Annotated in this window: 1 protein-coding gene, 1 tRNA gene and 1 pseudogene; 1 reads left to right on the top strand and 2 read right to left on the bottom strand. The window is 63.1% G+C overall.

Annotated elements, in window-relative coordinates; all coding sequences use genetic code 11:
• Together WEA77_RS15475 and WEA77_RS15470 are read right to left on the bottom strand one after the other, a co-directional pair.
• A pseudogene (locus tag WEA77_RS15475) lies at positions 1-187 on the bottom strand (hypothetical protein); the annotation flags it as partial.
• A 105-nt stretch (positions 188-292) separates the two neighbouring features.
• A complete protein-coding gene (locus WEA77_RS15470) occupies positions 293-1006 on the bottom strand; it encodes an N-acetylmuramoyl-L-alanine amidase (protein WP_368068768.1) in 714 nt (237 codons plus the stop codon).
• Positions 1007-1176: 170 nt separating this feature from the next.
• On the opposite strand from WEA77_RS15470, the gene WEA77_RS15465 reads away from it, so the two are divergent.
• A tRNA-Pro gene (locus WEA77_RS15465) sits at positions 1177-1253 on the top strand.
• Positions 1254-1674: the final 421 nt, after the last annotated feature.

The raw sequence follows: 1674 nt of genomic DNA, 5'->3' as shown, positions 1-1674 counted from the left end.
CAGCGTGTTCGCTCTGCTGGCGCACACGGGCGATCTGGTCCTCGAGCGGCAAGGGCGTCACGCTACCCGGGTCGCGCCGCACGAGGGGATCAGCGCATAATTCCCGGATCATCTCGGCGTTGCGATTGTTCCAGACCTGCGTCCAGCAGAGCTCGATCAGTTTCTTCAGTGTACGCTGCCTCGCCATCCGGGCCTCTCATGATTGCGTGCCTTCAGGCATCCTGTTTGGGTTCAGACTGATCGCAGAAAGCGGTCTTCAACAGGCTTGACCGGAAAGTAGGCGGCGCAGATCTTAGTGCGGGGAAGTCTCCGGCGCCCAGGCCGCTGCGCGCACATCTTCGAGCGGGAAGAGCGGGCCGGGATCTGGATTTCGGCGCAGCGGCACGCCGCCGCAATGGGGCTGCATCCGGTCGTCGAGGGCCGCATGAGTGACCAGCGCTTCCGGTGGCAGGTCATAGCGGGCCGCGATTTCAGCGACGAGCGCCGAGAGCGCCGCGATCTGCTCGCCCGGAAACGGCTCGTTGCCGTCGCCCCGGTTGACCAGTTCGATGCCGATGGAGCGCCGGTTAACCTGCTGCAGGATGCCGCCGAAGCTGACATGCCCGGCCATGCGCAGTTCGGGACGCTGCTGGGCAATGTCGCCCTCGCGCCCGATCACGTAATGAATGCTTTTTCCGCCTTCGCCAAGAAACCAGTCGCGCCAAAATACGGCGCTGCCTTTAGCAGGCGTGAACCAGATCGCGCCGTCCCGGCAGATCGGCCCTCCGATGGAGTGCACAACGATGAGGTCGATCTCCGCAGCTTCGCGGACTTCACCAGCCTGGGGAAAATCATCCGCCAGCCGGTCGATTACCAGCAGGCCCAGCGGTGTCGCAGCGGTCTCTGCTGCGACCGGCGCAGGGACGGCGACGTCAGGATGGTAGGAGCCGCGGGGCCCTTCCGGCACGGCGGCGCACCCCCCCAGAAAGCCGGCTGCCAGTCCGCCGAAAAGCCATGCCGCGTGCATCTCACCTCGCTCCGCCCCTGACGCACCCTGCCGGGCAATTCCGGCAGGATTATTGCCGTCCGGGCAATCGCCGCCCGTCCCTTTTGCCCCCTTGCAAAATCCGGCACCACGCGTAAAAGCGCCACTTCCCGGCCGGGACGCTTCGCAGCGCCTCCGGCAAAAGACGGTATCGGAGTGTGGCTCAGCCTGGTAGAGCACTAGCTTCGGGAGCTAGGGGTCGGAGGTTCGAATCCTCTCACTCCGACCATTAAGATCAAGGCATTAGGCAGTACTCAAGAATCGCATATTTTACGCGTGCCCTGCCTGTGCCCCACTTCAGCATCGGTGCTGGCCGGCTTTGATCCGTTTCGAGCGGTTCAAGAATTCAAAGCCGATTTGCCGGAAACGGATGAGCGTCCGCCACGACGGGAAGCTTGTCCGAGCGCGCAAGCTGCAGCTGGGTTTACACAGCATTCAGGTCAGCACGGGCGCCTCTTCGGTGCGTCAAAAATAAATCGGGATCTACCGGCTGATTCCCTTTTCGGCTGATCGCGTCCGGTCACGCCCCTGCAGGTCTCTCGCAAGTTGCTGCTGCTCAAGAAGCCGTTTGCGGATATCGAGATGCAGCTCCATGGCTTTCAGCCGGTCCTGCCAGTCCGGCTCGAATGTGAGGACGCCGCGCTTTGTTT

This window comes from Hyphomonas sp., assembly GCF_040882205.1.
Lineage (GTDB): Bacteria > Pseudomonadota > Alphaproteobacteria > Caulobacterales > Hyphomonadaceae > Hyphomonas.
This window is presented reverse-complemented; position numbering and strand designations above follow the sequence as displayed.

Bases quoted from the DNA above. Each gene is read 5' to 3' on its own strand.
- WEA77_RS15470 (WP_368068768.1), bottom strand. From the start codon at position 1,006: ATGCACGCGGCATGGCTTTTCGGCGGACTGGCAGCCGGCTTTCTGGGG.